The sequence below is a fragment of the Vibrio sp. bablab_jr001 genome (assembly GCF_016464285.1).
GTDB lineage: Bacteria > Pseudomonadota > Gammaproteobacteria > Enterobacterales > Vibrionaceae > Vibrio > Vibrio fluvialis.
On the sequence record NZ_JACDWZ010000092.1, the window covers coordinates 395,565 to 411,503 of the forward strand.

The window sequence follows — 15,939 nt, forward strand, 5'->3', positions numbered from 1 at the left end:
TTGAAAGCGCGGTTTTTTTACAACTTTTGTCGGCCGAGTAATGAGTGAGACAGCGTGGTGCCGTCGACCAATTCCAACTCACCGCCGACAGGCACACCATGAGCGATTCGGCTGGCGGAGACATCATGTTCGCGGCACAATTCCGCAATGTAATGTGCGGTCGCTTCGCCTTCCACCGTCGGATTGGTGGCTAGAATCACTTCGGAAATACCGCCTCGTTGAAGACGAAAATCCAGCACATCCAAGCCAATATCACTTGGCCCAATCCCATCAAGTGGAGACAGGTGCCCCATCAACACGAAATAACGTCCGGAGTACTGACCGGTCGCTTCCACAGCGGCGATATCAGCAGGGCTTTCCACCACGCATAGCTGACCGTTTTCCTGGCGTTTAGGGTTTTGACAGATGTGACACACTTCTTCTTCTGTGAAGGTGCGACATTCGCTGCAATGGTCGATTTCCACCATTGCCTGACTCAGAGCATCTGCCAGTTGCAAGCCGCCTTTGCGGTCTCTTTGCAACAAATGAAAGGCCATACGCTGCGCTGACTTGGGGCCAACCCCAGGCAGACAACGTAAGGCCTCCATCAAATGCTCCAGCATATGACTGGTACGCATTAAATTAACTCGTCGTTAGAACGGCATTTTCATGCCTGGTGGTAGTTGCATACCGCCAGTCACGCCCGCCATTTTTTCTTTCTGAGCTTCTTCAACACGGCGCGCGGCGTCGTTAAACGCAGCAGCAATCAGGTCTTCCAGCATTTCTTTGTCGTCTTCCATCAGACTCTCGTCGATGTCAACACGGCGTACGCTGTGGCTACCAGTGATTGTCACTTTGACCAGACCAGCACCAGATTCACCGGTGATTTCCATGTTTGCGATTTCTTCTTGAAGCTTTTGCATGCGTTCTTGCATTTGTTGGGCTTGCTTCATTAGGTTGCCCATACCGCCTTTACCAAACATCTTTGTCTCTCTGGTTTATCTTAATTGTTTTACATACTGTGGGGTTGATTGATGTAAATCTCAAGCCCGCAGTTGCCGTTAAATCGGTCTAACACTGTCTTTATCAAGTTCAGCGCTAAAACGTCGCTCAATAAATTGTACATTAGGATCGGCCACCAGATTGTCGATGGCACGTGAGAGTTTGCCCTGATAAAGGCGCTCTCTAAGCTCTAAAGGTGTTTCACCGTCTTCACCGATGGTGACGGACAGATGACAATCCTCATTCAATTGGTCATTCAGAGCCTGCAGAAGTTCACTCTGCGCTTTGTCCGTATTGAGGTGTGCGTGCGATGGACGCAATGTCAGCTCAATCGACGCTCCGTTTTTTTTGTAGGTCGAATTCAGCGCTAGCTGCTCCACCAATTTCGCCGTATGTAAACGTTGAATCAGGCTGGCCCACTGATCGAGTTCAATCGCCTCATGAATCAACTTTTCAGTCATTTCCGGCGTTTTTTCATGTTCTAGGGCACGTTTGATCTGCGTTGGCGTCAACTCACTCTTTACCTGCGTTTCCACCGGCAGGTTTTGCGTAGGACGCCATTGATACGCTTCATCATCCGGAGTGTCATCGACAGACGTCGCAGAATAAGGCGACATCTGCGCAGCATGCTGGCCACGCTGGGCTACACGCTCAAGAACCGAAACCGGTTTAGCAGATGCCGCATCAGGCTTTTTTGGATCAGAACCTTTCTGAGCCAAGCCTTGACGCTGAGAACGCAGTTGATGACGCAATCCCACCATCGGCGATGGTTTGCGTTCACTCTCAACTGTTGATTGTTGAACGGGCACCTCTGGTTGTGAAGCACTTTGCGGCGCAGGTTGAGGCACAGGTTCAATCATCGGCTCAGGTACACTCGGCGGCGGAGCTGAAGGACGCTCGTACTCGGCTGGCTGCGGCTGAACTCTTGGTGCCGCGTGTGGCGCTTGAGATGCGGATACTGGCGCAGCTGCAGGCTGAACAGTTTGAGGCTGACTTGGCGCAACTGCTGCCGGCTGAGTCGAAATCACCTGTGCAACCGAAGCCTGCGACGGTCGGAACGCCATCATACGCAGAGTGATCATTTCGATACCAACACGCGGCGTTGGTGACAACGACAAATCATCACGACCTTTGATTGCAATCTGGTAATAGAGCTGTACATCTTGCGGCGATAGGCTTTTGGCCAGCCACTGAATTTTCTCAGCATCAGGCTGCGCTTTATCAATGCTGGATGGCAGCGCTTGATACATCGCGACACGATGAAGCTGCGCCGCCAGTTGCTGCAACAATCCATCCCACTCCACACCGTTTTGAGCCAGTGCTTCAATGCTGTCCATGACGGTTTGTGGTTGCGTGCTGCTGATCGCTTGCAGTAAATGCAACGCTTGATCGGTATCGAGTGTCCCCAACATATGAGACACCACATCCTGCTGCACCTGGCCGTTGCCAAGAGCGATGGCCTGATCGGTTAAACTCAGCGCATCACGCATACTGCCATCGGCGGCATGCGCAATCATCGCCAGTGCTTTACTTTCACTGCTTACCTGTTCGGCAGCTAAGATGTGTTCCAACTGATGCTGAATATTTTCAACATTGATCGGTTTGAGGTGGAATTGCAGACAACGAGACAAAATCGTCACAGGAAGTTTCTGCGGATCCGTCGTTGCCAGCAGGAATTTCACATACTCTGGCGGCTCTTCTAAGGTTTTCAGCAGCGCGTTAAAGCTGTGACGAGACAGCATGTGTACTTCGTCAATCAGGTAAACCTTAAAGCGACCGCGAGCTGGTTTGTACTGAACATTATCCAGCAGTTCACGGGTATCTTCGACTTTAGTTCGTGAGGCCGCATCGATCTCCAACAGGTCGACAAATCGCCCCTGATCGATCTCTTTACACGTCGCACATTCACCACATGGTGTGGCGGTGATGCCCGTTTCACAGTTTAGTCCTTTGGCAAACAGACGACCGATGGTCGTTTTACCAACACCACGCGTGCCGCTAAACAGGTACGCATGGTGCAATCGGTTCTGCGCCAGAGCATTTTCTAAAGCCGTTAATACATGTGCCTGACCCACGACTTCGTTAAATTTGGTGGGTCGCCATTTTCGCGCTAAGGCAAGATAACTCATGAAACCTTCCGATGTGAGTGTTTAGTGACCTTCAAATTCACAGATGCTGTAAACGTTCAAGCCTAAACCTTCAAGACGCTTGTCACCACCAATTTCTGGCAGGTTGATAACAAACGCCGCATGCTCAACTTCACCACCCAACTGACGGATGAGTTTTGTTGTCGCTTCAATCGTACCGCCAGTTGCCAGCAAATCATCCACTACCAGTACTTTATCGCCTGGCTTGATCGCATCTACGTGGATTTCTAGAGTGTCAGTGCCGTATTCCAAATCGTAGGTTTGCGCTACGGTTTCGCGTGGCAGCTTGCCTGGTTTGCGAACAGGCACAAAACCCACACCCAGTTCCAGTGCTAATGGCGCGCCAAACAGGAAGCCGCGCGCTTCAGTACCAACGACTTTGGTGAAACCCATCTCTTTGTAACGATCCAAAAATAATTGGATGGTTGCCTGATAGGCTTTGGCATCTTCAAGCAGGCTGGTCACGTCGCGGAACAGGATGCCTGGTTTTGGATAGTCTTGAATGCTTTTGATGCTTGATTTGATCAGTGAAAGAGTTTCGGTTGTCATAACTAATTTAACTTCGATTGGCCTGACGCGGTACAGAGCCGAATCAGGTAATAAGGTTTCCGCCGGTCAATTTTCACCGTGCAGAAAAAACAAACGCCCACTCGAAGAGCGGGCACACTTCCACATAATGCTAGTGATTTTCTTGTTGGTTAGCAACCAGCTCGTGAGTCGGAAGTCGCAGAAAGCAGGTGATCAATACCACAAGCCCAACAAACAGCAGAGCTTTCAACCATAAATGAGGAATAACGGTAATCGAAAATGCGAAACTGAGGAGTATGAAGATGCAACCGCGTTGCTTTACCCGCTTGGAAACAGCTTTGTTCTGTTGCCAATTAGTCAAAATCGGCCCGAACAGTCGATGTTGATGCAACCAACGATGGAATTGAGGGCTGCTGCGCATAAAGCATGCACTGGCCAACAACAAGAAAGGAGTGGTGGGTAGAAGAGGAAGTACGATGCCCAGGATCCCCAGGCCAACACTGAGACCACCAACAATATTTAACAGCAGATGACGAATATTGATGGTGAACCTCACTTAAGCCAAACCCAACTCTCGAACCGTGCCGACATTTGGGTTTGAAACTTGATTAGAAACCTGCGTAACCGTTCACTACGCGAATCCACGTCAGGGTCGCTGGAAGGGTTGGGATCAACAGGGCTGCAATAAAACCTAAAAAGTACAGCACATTGTAAGGTTCTTTAAACTCTTTGTCTGCCATGATTAGCTTCTCTAGTGTAGGTGACTTACTTTCAGTCCGGCCCCAAAAAACAGAGCATCGGATTAATAATTGTTTTGAGGCGCTGACTATACCTTAAACAATTTGTCACAAACACGGACAAAGCATGTGGTTATTATGGGTGGGTTAAATAGCTCACACTCTGTAGGCAGAGTGTGAGCAGAAGGACGCTAGGTAGCAGCACCTTGGTAGATATCGAGAATAAAACTGCTGGCGCCAAGGCAACTGAGTGACAGTTGGCAGGCGTTATGAATCAATAAGTCTTTAGTAATGAAATTCTTCATACAGTTTTCGCCCAACTTTACACCCGCCGCAATATGCTGCGTCATGTAACCGTTCGACCACTGACTATCCAATCCCGCAGGCAGAATAGACAAGGTTCCATCGCTCAGGTTGGCGAGACCGAAAACAGCCGCGACCGGTTCTGCACAATCGGAACACTCAATGCCACGTTCGACAATCTCCGCCAAATCTTTGAGATCGGCGTTAAAACTGCGTAAGTTGCGCAGGTAATCGTGAAACAGTGCCCGCACCAATAAGGTACTCGCAACGCCTTTGTCCCCATCGCTGGATGAGTCGACAATATAAAACGCAAACTGCCCATTCATCAGCCATGCATAATCAAAAACCAGCGGCATAACGTCGGTGGACTGCAGTAAACGGTAACTGCATTTCCATACCCCTTGCGCCGTATCTTTATCAGGCAAAAGCGCGTGTAACAAGTCTTTAGCCGCACTCGGATTATCGTGCAAGTACTCCAGATGCCAGTGCAGTTCCTGCTCTTCGGGAATGTCTCCTCCTCCATCGACTCGGAACCATTGGCTGGAAAAATCGCGCAGATCAGCCATGTGATGCGAGGCATCTTCCAACGTGCTTTCAATAGCGCAACCTAAATGTTCATGATTTCCAATCGGCTTGGCGAGAAAGTCCTTGATCCCGTAGCGCAAAGCCTTGGCCACGTCAGACATTTCATCCGTGCCAGACACGACAATCATGGGTAAAGATGGATATTCCAAACTTACTTCTTCAACGAATTCAATGCCATCGAGCACGGGCATTGATAAATCACACAGCACCAGATCCGGTGCTACTTTTCTGAGCTTTCTCAGCCCATCCAGGCCGTCTTCTGCCTCCATCACCTTATATCCCTGAGCGGACAGATAGCCACTGGTGATCCGTCTGAAAATCGGATCATCATCAACTAACATAATCAGCTTTTCAGACAGCGGTTTGGGAGCCGAGAATTCATTAGCCCTGATGTGAGTTTTATACATAGCTTCTACCTCACTATGCTCTTCCTGTTCACAATCTGCTTTATTGTTATAAGATGGTTTCATACGTTACTTAAAAAGTAGTCATGAAATAAGATTTATACAAATATTCCACTTTGCACGGCAGTTGCATACTATATGTATGGAATATCACGAATCGCACGACAAGTTGACGTGACGCAATCTTTGACAACTGATATCCGTATAAATTACTCAAATTCGTAAAATAATGTGTCAGGAACAATGAAATTAGATGACCTAAACCTCTTTCGACTGGTTGTCGAAAATGGGAGCTACACCGCTACTTCCCGCAAGACGATGATTCCTGTAGCGACCATCACCCGACGCATTCAAGCGCTTGAAGATTCTCTGAATCTAAGACTTTTGAATCGCCATGCTCGCAAACTCTCTTTAACTGAAGCAGGTGAACGTTTTTTTAGTGACTGTTCACCGTTATTGCAACGTTTGGCGTCAATGGCAGAAGAAATTACCGACGAATGTCGCGGTGCTTCTGGCAAGATCAAAATTTCGTCACCCTATAATTTGACGAAGCGCATGATGATGCCGATGTTCAATGAGTTCATGAAAAAGTACCCGGAAATCAACATTGAACTGACCACCAGTAACCACGCAGATCAACTTGATCCAACCGAGTGGGACGTCATTTTCCGCGTCGGCCCACAACGTGACTCGAGCCTGATTGCGAGAAAAATCAGTGAAGTGAAAGATATTCTGGTCGCCAGCCCGGATTATCTGGCTAAGAATCCCGCGCCAACTCATGCCGAAGACCTGAATCATCACTCGCTGCTGAAAGGTTATCCGCTCATTAAATGGCAACTGACGAATACAAAAGGCGAGACCGTCATCAACGGTGACAAAGGACGTTTTCAGGCCAACGCACTGAACGTGGTAAGAAGCGCCTGTTCAGAAGGCTTAGGCATTACTCTGATGCCGGATGTGATGCTGCGTGAATACATCGCAGATGGCAGCTTGGTACGCGTTCTCAGTGATTGGAGCGCCAACCCTCGCGACATTTACATGCTCTACAACCACAAAGATCATTTGCCGGAAAAAGTCCGTCTGTTTATTGATTTTGTGATTGCTTACCACATTCATTGATCGACACAAAAAAGAGGGCCACAGGCCCTCTTTTACGTAGAGAATTCAAACGCACGCTGATTAGAGAAATTCCACAAACTGGCTCAGCTCGCGTTCTGGCACTTTCATTGGCGTGGTTCCCGGAGTTCCCAAGTAAAGGAAACCCACTATCTGATCATCGCCTTCCAAACCAAAGGCTTGATGTACCTCAGGATGGAACATCCAATTACCTGAACGCCAAATACCCTGATAGCCCTGAGCAATAGCGGCCATCTGCATCGCTTGTACTGCGCATCCGGCTGACAAATGCTGTTCAAACGCGGGGACTTTTTCATGAGGCGTGACTTTCGCGATCACAGTGATCACCATTGGGGCACGAAATGGCGCATTTTTCACTTTCGTTACTACTGCTTCTTCACTGTTATCGGCAATTGCCGCTTTAACCAGAATGTTGGATAGCTTCTGCAATCCGCTGCCCTGAGCTATGACAAAACGCCACGGCATCAGGTTGGCATGATCCGGTGCGCGCAATCCGGCACGAATAATATTTTCCAGTGCCTTGCCTTCTGGTGCGGGAGCATCCAGTTTGGCAACTGAACGGCGGTTTAACAGCAGTTCAAGTGCATCCATGTTGAATCCTTCTTACTTCTTGATATTTCGAATTATGCTAGCACAGAATTTTGGCTGACACTTGTGGCTGATGTCGGGATTGAGAGAAAAAAAACGGGGCCAATGCCCCGTTCATGTCGACGACAAAAATATCGTTCATTACGCCGGATAAAAATGCTCGTCCAAACCAGCTCGCGTCAGCAGACCGTCGCACGGCGCAAAGCGGTCACCGTATTTCTCAGCATGCTGATTCATGAGTTCGACCAACTTTTTGATGCCAATATGATCCATGTAGCGGAACGGACCACCCAGGAAAGGCGGGAAACCGATACCGAAAATGGCACCGATATCGCCGTCACGCGGGCTGCGGATAATACCCTCATCCAGACAACGCACCGCTTCATTCAGCATCGGCAGAATGCAGCGCAATGCGATATCTTTATCATTGAACTTAGATTCCGGAGTCAGCTTCAGCAATTTGTATACTGACTTGTCGACTTCCTTCTTCTTGCTGCCTTTATAGCTGTAGAAACCTTTACCCGATTTACGGCCTTTACGACCATCATTCAGCAACGTATCGAACACGTCCGGCCCTTGGAAACGCGGCCCCAACTCTTTGACCAGAATCGGCATGATCTTCGCACCGATATCAACGCCAACTTCATCCAGCAAAGTAATTGGCCCGACCGGGAAACCGAAATCAAGCAGGGCTCGGTCAAGGTTTTCAATCGGCTCACCAGCCATCAGGATTTGGGCGGCTTCATTCATGTACGGCGCCAAAATGCGGTTCACGTAAAACCCAGCGCAGTCTTTAACCACAATTGGCGTTTTGCCCTGTTTACGCGCAAGAGCAACCACCGTAGAAATGGTTTCATCCGAGGTCGTTTCATGCGGAATCACTTCCACCAGCGGCATTTTCTCAACCGGACTGAAGTAATGCAGGCCGACGATATTTTCCGGGCGTGCCGCTTTGGCGGCGATTTGGTGAATCGGCAGCGATGAAGTATTGGTGGCGAAGATGGTGCTCAACTTAGCATTGGCTTCAATATCCGCCACCATCTGCTGTTTCAGCGACAAATCTTCAAACACCGCTTCAATGACCACATCGGTATGATTAAAGCTGGTGAAATCGGTTCCGCCAGTGAGCTTGCTCATCTCTGCTTGCAGCTGTGCTTTGCTCAGAATTCTGCGCTTGCGCTGCTTGTCGAACAACTTGTAGTTGTAGTTGAGCGCGTTCAGGATGCCGTCGTTAGACACATCTTTAATACGGACAGGCACCTTCGCTTTGGCCACGCTGACATGGCTGATGCCCGCGCCCATCAAACCGCCACCCAACACGCCAACGCGATTCACTTTCAGCGGTTTAGCGTCAGAACCGTTCTCTTTTTTCATCTCTGTTGTAGCAAAGAAGATCGAACGCAACGCTTTCGATTCCGGTGTCATCACCAGTTCACCAAAACGCTTGGCTTCCAGCTCAAGTCCCGCTTTCATGCCCTTTTCCAGACCATGCTGAATCACTTCCAGAATCGCCTTGGCTGCCGGGTAGTTACCGCGCGTCTTTTGTTCCGTTTTCTTACTCGCCTGATCAAAGATCACTTTGCGACCAAAGCCCGTCTGCGACATCAGCTTTTCTTTGGTCGACAATGGAACTTTGCCTTTTTTCTTACCTTTTTCGTCAATAAAGCGTTTAGCGACATCCAGCAGGACAGCTTGTGGCACACAAGCGTCAACCACACCCAGTTTTTTCGCCTTTTTGGCGCGGAGCTGCTTACCCGTAAGAATTAAGTCCAGCGAAGGCAGCAAGCCAATCAAACGAGGCAGACGCTGCGTACCACCTGATCCAGGCAGCAGGCCGAGCATCACTTCCGGCAGACCAAGACGGGTTTTGTCATCATCACTGCACACTCGGTAATCACACGCAAGAGCCAGCTCTAGGCCACCGCCCAAACATGGACCATGAATCGCAGCGACCACAGGGAATGGCAGATCGGACAACTGCTGGAACATCTCCTGGCCTTGAGTAGCCAGCGCTTGTGCTTCCGGCGCCGAAGTACAGGCCTCCAGCATGCGTACGTCCGCACCCGCGATGAAATTGTCGGGCTTAAGTGAATGTACAATCAGGCCTTTGAGCTGACTTTTTTGTGATTCCAGTTGTTTGAACACCGCTTGCATGTCTTCGGCAAACGCCGCCTGCAAGGTGTTCATTTTTTCTCCGGGCACATCAATCGCCAGCCACGCAATGTTCTGCTCATCAACACTCAGATGAAATGCTTTAGATTGGCTCATTACTCCACCTCCAGAATCATTGCTGCGCCCAGACCACCCGCGGCACATGCGGTATTCAATGCCAAACCGCCGCCGCGACGTTTCAATTCGCGCAGTGTTTGCGTGATCATACGTGCACCTGTCGCCGCAAATGGGTGTCCGTAAGCCAGTGAACCGCCCAGTACGTTAAACTTGTCCATATCGACTTCACCAATCGCCTGACTGCGGCCTAAACATTCTTGGGCAAACTTATCGCTGGCAAACATTTTCAGGTTAGCCAGTGTTTGTGCGGCGAACGCTTCGTGCATATCGATCAGGGTGAGATCGCCGAGCGTAATACCCGCTCGATCGAGTGCCATCGGTGTCGCGTAAGACGGGCCCATCAGCATGTCTTTTTCAACACCGATCGCGGAAAATGCGTAAGAGCGAATGTAGCCGAGGATCTCAAGCCCTAACTCTTTCGCGCGGCCTTCACGCATCAGCATGATGGCCGCCGCGCCATCGGTCAGTGGCGTACTGTTCGCAGCGGTCACACTGCCGTATTGGCGATCAAACGCCGGGCGAAGTTTGGCATAGCCTTCAAGAGTCGAATCCAGACGAATGTTGTTATCAGTATCGATCCACTTTTTGTACGGTTCAGGGAAAGCCGTCATCACTTCGCCGCGAATCTTACCGTCTTTCCATGCCTGCGCTGCCAGTGTGTGAGAACGGTGCGCAAGCGCATCCTGATCCTGACGCGAAATACCATGTGACTTCGCCATCTGCTCAGCCGTCTGTCCCATAGATAAACCGGTTGAGTATTCCGCCACTGCCGGCGGCACTGGCATCAAATCTTTCAGAGACAATGATTTCAAGACGTTCAGCTTCTGACCTAGCGTTTTGGTTTTGCTTAGCGCAAGCAGACTGGAAGCCAGCTTCTTGGAAACGCCAATCGGCAAAACAGACGAGGAATCCGCACCACCAGCGATACCGATATCAATCGTGCCAGCCATAATGCTTTCGGCCACGTTGACGGCGGACTGGAAGCTGGTCGCACAAGCTCGGGTCACACTGTAAGCATCGGTATGAATGTTCATGCCTGTGCCCAGTACGATTTCACGTGCAATGTTGGGTGCTTCCGGCATCTGCACGACCTGACCAAATACCACCTGCTCGATCAGCGCAGGATCGATATCCGTTCTTGCCAGCATCTCGCTGACAACCATTTTGCCCAAATCAACAGCTGGCACTTGGCCAAATTCTGTACTTTGGCGCGCAAAGGGAGTACGTAGACCCGCTACGACAGCTACACGTTCACCCGAACGTGTTCTCACTTCCTGTTTGCCCATTGTTTCTCCTTAGAATAAGAGGTCTGACCTGATGCATTGTAACGAGATTGTTAAGACAATCAAACAACTGTTTGGAATAACGTGATATTTGCATCGAAACACGGATTAAGTGTAGTTGAATCAAGAAGTTTACTCGTCCAGTCTTTGTCAGAGCGGGTAAGCAATAGAATGGTGGGGGAAATGCGGGCAAAAAAAAACCACACATAACTGTGTGGTCGGAATGTTTTTTAAAGCAATTAACTTACGCCAATTGAAAATAATCAGTTTCCTGATTAGGAGAAAGTAAAGTCAGCCTTCAAAAGGAAGTGTCATCTTGCTCAACACGCTAGTCGCAATGACTAACTAGATGACAGGAGTTACTATAGCCACTTCGGACGATGAGATTTTGAATTAGATCAATTTTATCTTGGTTTTATGGGGCCAACGCGGCCTAAACTTGATTCAAAACAATCTCTGAGCACATTTCCAAACTGATTAGTAATTGTGCATAGCACCCTCACAACCAGAATGAACACCCAAAAGGCGTCGGCCTCTAACCGACGTGGCGTAAACAAACGGAGACTTTTGTGTCGCTACTAAAAATATTTGGAAAGAAAACTTCCAACCGTCCGGTCAATAGCGGTATGGACAGACAAAGAAAATACGAAGCACTGGTTCGTGCTTACCATCGTGATCTCTACCGTTATGCTTATTGGTTGTGTAAAGACCAGAGCATCGCGCAGGATCTGGTGCAGGAAACCTGCTTAAGGGCGTGGAAATCGCTCGACAGCTTACAAGACGAGAAAGCAGCAAAGTCGTGGCTCATTACCATATTGCGGCGCGAAAACGCACGTCGTTTCGAACGCAAGCAGTTTGAGTTGGTCGATCTTGACGATCATAGCGGCGAAGCCAAAGTCTCGGATGATGCCCACCATCAGCAGGAGTGGTTGCATGCGCAAATCATGAAGCTGGATGTGGAATATCGCGAGCCGCTGTTTCTGCAGGTTATTGGAGGTTTCAGCGGCGAAGAGATAGCCGAGATACTGGAACTCAACAAAAACACCGTGATGACCCGACTGTTTCGGGCACGCAATCAGTTAAAAGAGATGTTAGATTCTTCAGAAAATTACAGGGGGCAGCAAAATGGATGATTTAGAATTTCGCCGCCGCATGTTGTCGGATCCGAAACATCGTGACAAAGCGATGCACGAAGCTATCGCCTCCAGCGAAGCGAACAGCAAATTTGCCGACGATGTGTTGAACCTGGACGCCAGAATTGCTGAAGCAATGCGCGTTGATGTGCCCGATGGCTTGGCGGATCGAATCTTGTTCAGCCACAGTTCGGCTGCCGATAATGTCGTGCGCCCACGCTTTGTACGCCGTGCGATGGCGATGGCTGCCTCCGTTGCTTTTGTTATCGGTTTAGCCGTTGGCCAGGTCAATTGGGGCAACCTGTTGGTAACACCCGCGCAAGCCAGTCTTGCAGATATCGCCGTTAAACACGTTTTGGATGAAGAAGTGTTTGTTTCTGCATTAGATGAAGCGGTTAGTTCGCGCCAAATCAATGCGAAAATGCAACCTTTCGCCTACAACCTGAACGGTACGTTTCCGTATCACGTCTATTACCTGAACCACTGCGGATTTGGTCATGCCAACGCCGTTCACATGGTGTTTCAGGGTGAAAAAGGCAAGGTAACACTCTTTTTGACCTCGATGCCGAGTAAACAGAACGTTCAGTTCGACAAAGACGGAATGTCCGGTGTCATTGAGCCTATGGGCAACATGAGCCTGATACTGATTGGCGATGAGGGGGAAAATGTCGCTAAGATTGCCGAACATCTGATGCCGATGATAAAACCTGCGAAATAAAACCAAACCCGCTCCCAGAGCGGGTTTTTTAATTGTTAAAATAGAGTTAAAACTCTAAAAAATCACATATCAGAGCATTTTCGTGCCAAATGGTCATCATTTCTATAACTTTATCATCCAATTAGACAATGGTCGGATTTCTATACTCTATACTTGCGTCTAGTATCAGCCACCAACTGAGCAATTGCTCAAAACAAACGCCCAAAGAGGCGAATAATAAGGAAAAGTCTAAATGAACAAGACGCGTCTGTTTAAACAGTCACTATTAGCAGTGACAATCTCCCTGGCTACGCAGCAAGCAATGGCTGCTGGCTTCCAGCTCAACGCTCAATCTGCAACTGGCCTTGGTCGTGCATTCGCAGGCGATGCCGTTATCGCAGATAACGCTGCTGTTATGTCTCGTAATGCCGCTGCTATGGCTCTGTTTGACAAAACTTCACTTTCATTAGGTTTCGAAACGATTACTTCAATGATCGAAGTAAAAGATGCAACCTATACCAATGCAGCAGGTCAATCATCAAATGCAGATTATGATGACGCTGGTGCAACTTCTGTTGCTCCTAATATTCACCTTATCGTTCCAGTAAACGATAAATTCGCTTGGGGTGTAGATGCATACTCTAACTTCGGCACTAAGACCGAATTCAGCGGTTCATATGCTGGCGGTGAATACGGCGGTAAAACAGAAATTCTAAGTATGAATTTTGGTTTAGCGGGATCATACCGTCTGAATAAACAGTGGAGCTTCGGTGCGGGTCTAGATGTTATTTATGGACAAGGAACACTTAAAAGAAGTTTCAGCGATGAGTATTACACCGGACCAGTTGTTGACACGACTACTGGTATGTTGAATGCCTTGAACGGTTACAATGCTGTAGACGTTGATAAAGCAGACGGCTGGGGTTTAGGATTTAACGTCGGCACTGTGTGGGAGCTGGATGATAACAACCGTTTCGGCTTGTCTTACCGCTACAGCCCAGAAATTACAGCGAAAGACGGCGACAAAGAAGTAAAACTGCCACTCCCAGATATCGCAGAGTTTTCAGGTTACCACCGTATTGAAAACACCCAATTCGCTGTGCACTATAGTATTCAGTACATCGGCTGGGGCAAATTCGACAAAATCGAGTTTAAAAACGAAACCATCAGTGAAAAAGTTTACGACTGGCAAGACGGTTGGCACTACGCTATCGGTGGTACTTACTACCTGAACAAAGACTGGACGCTACGCGCGGGTTACATGTACGACACCAGCGCACAGGATAAAGTTACATCCATCTCTGTTCCTGATTCAGACCGTCAATGGTTCTCAACTGGTTTTACTTACAACATTGATGAACAATCTAATGTCGATTTCGGCTTTACCTACCTAATGGGTAAAGACGTTGATGTATCTGAATCAACTACAGTATCAGGTACAACAGTTTCTACCCTCACAGGTACAACTCACGCGGATGCTATCCTAGTCGGCTTACAATACAGCCGCACTTTCTAAGCATTTTCACGACATTTTTTGATTGGTAAAGGGCTGGTTTTCCAGCCCTTTTATTTTTTAATCCTTCCTGATTCACGTATCTCAGCGCACACTTGTGTTCTATTATGCTCAATCTACCCTACAGTTGTACGCTGAAAGAACAATAACCACACAGTTTAAATCAGATATTTCCACTAATTATTAAGAAATTTGCGGATTTTATATCCAAACAGGCTTAATACAGTGTTTTTTATTGTTAAAGCAAAAGCTCTAGTTTTAGACTTCGCGGTTACCAATTCAGATAATTTCAGCGAACAATAAGATGAAAACTAATAAAAAATTTCTTTCTATTGCAGTAGCATGTGGTTTAGCAAGTGTATCTAACTTAACTCAGGCAGCAGGCTTTCAGCTGGCGGAGTACTCTGCAACGGGTCTTGGCCGCGCGTACGCTGGTGAAGCCGCAATCGCAGACAATGCCGGTTCACAATGGCGCAACCCAGCAATGCTGACTTATCTGAAAGGGACGCAAATTTCTGCTGGCGCACTCTACGTTAACCCGAATGTTGACGTTGAGGGTGACGTTAGTTTCTACGGAAGCACTTCAAGCACCAGTTCATCTGATTACGCCAACGACGCCGTCATTCCGAACTTCTACATTTCTCACCAAGTGAACGAAAAATGGGCTCTAGGTCTCGCATTTGGTACCAACTACGGTATGGAAACCGAGCTGGACTCTGGATTTGCAGCCAGCCACTTCGGTGACGAAGCTATGGTTACAACCATAGAAGCGAATGCGAACATCGCCTACCAACTAACAGAAACCGTTAGCATTGGTGGTGGCATCCGCTACGTCATGGGTGAAGGCCATTTTGGTGCGAAATCGCCAGCACAAACTGAAGCTCTGGGCCTGACGAAAGGCACAACGCTGAAGTACATGGAAGGTGATGACACCAGTTGGGGCTGGCAAGCGGGTGCGGCTTGGCAAATGACTCCAAACAACCGTGTTGGCTTCGCTTATAAATCAGAAGTAGATCTGAAGCTGTCTGGTTCAGCGAACATGTATGTTCAGTCATACGGCAAAGTTTTGTCGGATACTGGTTACATGATGCTGACTCTGCCTGCAACGGCAGAACTCTCTACCTACCACCAACTAACCGATCAGTTTGCTCTGCACACCAGCATCAACTGGACGGATTGGAGCAGCTTCGAAAAACTTCAGGCTGAACTTGATACCATGGGCACAGTCATGGTGAAGGAAGAGAACTGGAAAGATAACTACCGTTTCGCCGTGGGTGCGACATACCAGGTTGATCCTAAACTGGCGCTGCGCAGTGGTGTGGCTTATGACACTGCAGCAGTAAGCACCAAAAACCGCACCATTACTATTCCGGAAACCGACCGTATCTGGCTGAGCGTGGGTGCGGGCTACGACGTTACCGAGCAACTAACGCTGGACGCGGCCTTTACTTACATTTTTGCCAAAGACGCAGACATTCTGGAGTCTCGTGGCTATGACTCTGATAACTCCGCAGAAAAAGTTGGCGGCCAGTTTGATGGCCAGATGACAGGTAACGTCTGGATTGTAGGTGTGCAAGCAAGCTACCGCTTCTAATCTCTATCAGGATTAAAAAG

15 protein-coding genes are annotated in these 15,939 nt (G+C 48.6%); 5 read left to right on the top strand and 10 right to left on the bottom strand.

Annotation, left to right across the window (positions count from 1 at the left end; all coding sequences use genetic code 11):
- Positions 1 to 17: 17 nt before the first annotated feature.
- The 7 genes from recR to JIG40_RS15495 all read right to left on the bottom strand — a co-directional run bounded on the left by recR (position 18) and on the right by JIG40_RS15495 (position 5,688).
- Positions 18 to 617, bottom strand: coding sequence for a recombination mediator RecR (recR, locus tag JIG40_RS15470; RefSeq protein WP_199465615.1), 600 nt, complete (start codon positions 615 to 617; stop codon positions 18 to 20).
- Between the two features lie 15 nt (positions 618 to 632).
- Complete coding sequence (locus JIG40_RS15475) at positions 633 to 962, bottom strand: YbaB/EbfC family nucleoid-associated protein (RefSeq protein WP_004726608.1); 330 nt, start codon at positions 960 to 962, stop codon at positions 633 to 635.
- A 78-nt stretch (positions 963 to 1,040) separates the two neighbouring features.
- Positions 1,041 to 3,110, bottom strand: coding sequence for a DNA polymerase III subunit gamma/tau (gene dnaX / locus JIG40_RS15480; RefSeq protein ID WP_199465616.1), 2,070 nt, complete (start codon positions 3,108 to 3,110; stop codon positions 1,041 to 1,043).
- 21 nt (positions 3,111 to 3,131) lie between these two features.
- On the bottom strand, positions 3,132 to 3,677 hold the full coding sequence (gene apt, locus JIG40_RS15485) for an adenine phosphoribosyltransferase (protein WP_020327897.1): 546 nt from the start codon (positions 3,675 to 3,677) through the stop codon (positions 3,132 to 3,134).
- Between the two features lie 130 nt (positions 3,678 to 3,807).
- Positions 3,808 to 4,212, bottom strand: a complete 405-nt coding sequence (locus tag JIG40_RS15490; protein WP_061056707.1) for a YbaN family protein — start codon at positions 4,210 to 4,212, stop codon at positions 3,808 to 3,810.
- Positions 4,213 to 4,264: 52 nt separating this feature from the next.
- Positions 4,265 to 4,396: a hypothetical protein gene (locus JIG40_RS22970; RefSeq protein WP_020327898.1), complete on the bottom strand. Its 132-nt coding sequence runs from the start codon at positions 4,394 to 4,396 to the stop codon at positions 4,265 to 4,267.
- 188 nt (positions 4,397 to 4,584) lie between these two features.
- Positions 4,585 to 5,688: a response regulator gene (locus JIG40_RS15495; protein ID WP_020327899.1), complete on the bottom strand. Its 1,104-nt coding sequence runs from the start codon at positions 5,686 to 5,688 to the stop codon at positions 4,585 to 4,587.
- A gap of 240 nt (positions 5,689 to 5,928) precedes the next feature.
- On the opposite strand from JIG40_RS15495, the gene JIG40_RS15500 reads away from it, so the two are divergent.
- Positions 5,929 to 6,804 carry a LysR family transcriptional regulator gene (locus tag JIG40_RS15500; RefSeq protein WP_024373883.1) on the top strand — a complete coding sequence of 292 codons (876 nt, stop codon included), beginning with the start codon at positions 5,929 to 5,931 and terminating at the stop codon, positions 6,802 to 6,804.
- Positions 6,805 to 6,864: 60 nt separating this feature from the next.
- On the opposite strand, the gene JIG40_RS15505 is transcribed toward JIG40_RS15500, so the two are convergent.
- The 3 genes from JIG40_RS15505 to fadI all read right to left on the bottom strand — a co-directional run bounded on the left by JIG40_RS15505 (position 6,865) and on the right by fadI (position 10,985).
- Positions 6,865 to 7,413, bottom strand: a complete 549-nt coding sequence (locus JIG40_RS15505) for an NAD(P)H nitroreductase (protein ID WP_020327901.1) — start codon at positions 7,411 to 7,413, stop codon at positions 6,865 to 6,867.
- Between the two features lie 138 nt (positions 7,414 to 7,551).
- Positions 7,552 to 9,678 carry a fatty acid oxidation complex subunit alpha FadJ gene (gene fadJ, locus JIG40_RS15510; protein WP_100267406.1) on the bottom strand — a complete coding sequence of 709 codons (2,127 nt, stop codon included), beginning with the start codon at positions 9,676 to 9,678 and terminating at the stop codon, positions 7,552 to 7,554.
- Complete coding sequence (gene fadI / locus JIG40_RS15515; RefSeq protein WP_032081507.1) at positions 9,678 to 10,985, bottom strand: acetyl-CoA C-acyltransferase FadI; 1,308 nt, start codon at positions 10,983 to 10,985, stop codon at positions 9,678 to 9,680. The genes fadJ and fadI overlap by 1 nt, the downstream gene beginning before the upstream one ends.
- A 566-nt stretch (positions 10,986 to 11,551) precedes the next feature.
- Between fadI and JIG40_RS15520 the strand changes: the two genes are divergently transcribed.
- From JIG40_RS15520 to JIG40_RS15535, 4 genes are all read left to right on the top strand, one after another.
- Positions 11,552 to 12,115 (top strand): sigma-70 family RNA polymerase sigma factor, encoded by a 564-nt coding sequence (locus JIG40_RS15520; protein WP_020327904.1) that lies wholly within the window; start codon positions 11,552 to 11,554, stop codon positions 12,113 to 12,115.
- The gene (locus JIG40_RS15525; RefSeq protein WP_199465617.1) at positions 12,108 to 12,833 is read left to right on the top strand and encodes a DUF3379 domain-containing protein; all 726 of its coding nucleotides are present in this window, start codon (positions 12,108 to 12,110) and stop codon (positions 12,831 to 12,833) included. The genes JIG40_RS15520 and JIG40_RS15525 overlap by 8 nt, the downstream gene beginning before the upstream one ends.
- A 232-nt stretch (positions 12,834 to 13,065) precedes the next feature.
- On the top strand, positions 13,066 to 14,328 hold the full coding sequence (locus JIG40_RS15530) for an outer membrane protein transport protein (RefSeq protein ID WP_158124517.1): 1,263 nt from the start codon (positions 13,066 to 13,068) through the stop codon (positions 14,326 to 14,328).
- 301 nt (positions 14,329 to 14,629) lie between these two features.
- The gene (locus tag JIG40_RS15535; protein WP_199465618.1) at positions 14,630 to 15,919 is read left to right on the top strand and encodes an outer membrane protein transport protein; all 1,290 of its coding nucleotides are present in this window, start codon (positions 14,630 to 14,632) and stop codon (positions 15,917 to 15,919) included.
- Positions 15,920 to 15,939 lie beyond the last annotated feature (20 nt).

Excerpts from the sequence above, each read along its gene's own strand:
- JIG40_RS15500 (WP_024373883.1), top strand. The coding sequence starts at position 5,929 with ATGAAATTAGATGACCTAAACCTCTTTCGACTGGTTGTCGAAAATGGG.
- apt (WP_020327897.1), bottom strand. The coding sequence starts at position 3,677 with ATGACAACCGAAACTCTTTCACTGATCAAATCAAGCATCAAAAGCATT.
- JIG40_RS15495 (WP_020327899.1), bottom strand. The coding sequence starts at position 5,688 with ATGTATAAAACTCACATCAGGGCTAATGAATTCTCGGCTCCCAAACCG.
- JIG40_RS15505 (WP_020327901.1), bottom strand. The coding sequence starts at position 7,413 with ATGGATGCACTTGAACTGCTGTTAAACCGCCGTTCAGTTGCCAAACTG.
- fadI (WP_032081507.1), bottom strand. The coding sequence starts at position 10,985 with ATGGGCAAACAGGAAGTGAGAACACGTTCGGGTGAACGTGTAGCTGTC.
- JIG40_RS15475 (WP_004726608.1), bottom strand. The coding sequence starts at position 962 with ATGTTTGGTAAAGGCGGTATGGGCAACCTAATGAAGCAAGCCCAACAA.
- JIG40_RS15535 (WP_199465618.1), top strand. The coding sequence starts at position 14,630 with ATGAAAACTAATAAAAAATTTCTTTCTATTGCAGTAGCATGTGGTTTA.
- fadJ (WP_100267406.1), bottom strand. The coding sequence starts at position 9,678 with ATGAGCCAATCTAAAGCATTTCATCTGAGTGTTGATGAGCAGAACATT.
- JIG40_RS15525 (WP_199465617.1), top strand. The coding sequence starts at position 12,108 with ATGGATGATTTAGAATTTCGCCGCCGCATGTTGTCGGATCCGAAACAT.
- JIG40_RS15530 (WP_158124517.1), top strand. The coding sequence starts at position 13,066 with ATGAACAAGACGCGTCTGTTTAAACAGTCACTATTAGCAGTGACAATC.
- dnaX (WP_199465616.1), bottom strand. The coding sequence starts at position 3,110 with ATGAGTTATCTTGCCTTAGCGCGAAAATGGCGACCCACCAAATTTAAC.
- recR (WP_199465615.1), bottom strand. The coding sequence starts at position 617 with ATGCGTACCAGTCATATGCTGGAGCATTTGATGGAGGCCTTACGTTGT.
- JIG40_RS22970 (WP_020327898.1), bottom strand. The coding sequence starts at position 4,396 with ATGGCAGACAAAGAGTTTAAAGAACCTTACAATGTGCTGTACTTTTTA.